This window comes from Mesorhizobium sp. M1A.F.Ca.IN.020.06.1.1 (genome assembly GCF_004023265.1).
GTDB lineage: Bacteria > Pseudomonadota > Alphaproteobacteria > Rhizobiales > Rhizobiaceae > Mesorhizobium.
This window is the reverse complement of the sequence record NZ_RZSR01001491.1, coordinates 1-890: the sequence shown is the minus strand read 5'-3', so window position 1 is coordinate 890 and position 890 is coordinate 1. Positions and strand designations below refer to the sequence as shown.

1 protein-coding gene is annotated in these 890 nt (G+C 52.9%); it reads left to right on the top strand.

Going from position 1 to position 890, the window contains the following annotated elements; translation table 11 throughout:
* Positions 1–289: 289 nt before the first annotated feature.
* Positions 290–890 (top strand): aminopeptidase P family N-terminal domain-containing protein (locus EOA60_RS35075; RefSeq protein WP_206628427.1); only part of this gene is annotated, 601 nt, incomplete at its 3' end.

Here is an 890-nt window from a genome sequence, read left to right as displayed (position 1 = left end):
GATCATGCCAAATTTTCATTGACCTGCTCCACCAATCCGTCGTATGACATTTGGCTTGTATAGTTGGTATATTTGGCATGTCAAGCAGGCCTTAGCTTCTGGTCCGGACTGATAGCGGGTAGACGCAAGTGCAACTTAAATCGTGTGGTGGCAGCAGCAGTTTCGATAGCCTCAGACCGAACGGTCCGGACAGCGCAGCAGAACGAAAGCAGGCGAAATGATAAATGGTATTCCAGCGTGGCCAAGCACAGACGAGGTATCAGGCAGGATAGCACGAATCAAAAATCTCATGGCTGAGGCATCAATTAATGCTCTGGTAATCACAAACCAGTACAACCTTGAGTATTATTCGGGATTTCGTAGTCTGTTCTGGCTTTCTGATACACGTCCTCTGATAGCGGTAGTTCGCATTGACAGCCCAGGTATTTCGTTGATCCTTAATGCATCTGAAAGGCGCAGCGAATTCCTGACTAGATGTCCCGACGTGACGCCCGTCTTTTACACGGGATTCACCGATATCGCGCTTGAGGCGGTGGTCACCGTTCTCGAGGGGCTTCCGCAAAATGCGGCCATCGGGTTCGATTACGGGCGCGACATGAATGGCCGAGGATCGGTCGCTCTAATTTCGGCATTGCAAAGGTACCGCCTGTCGGACGCTGCCGACCTAATTTGGCAGCAGAGGCTTATCAAAAGCGAACATGAACTGCAGGGCAAACAGGCCGCCTGCAAGATTGCGACGGACGCCTTCTTTGCAGGTCTGCCAGACCTGCGGCTTGGCATGACCGAGTACGCCTTCGGTCAAAACCTGAAGCAGCGGATGATTGGACTGGGCGCTGACAGCGTGGACTGGCTGCCTGTACGATTCGGCAAGAACGGGCGTGGTTACGCGC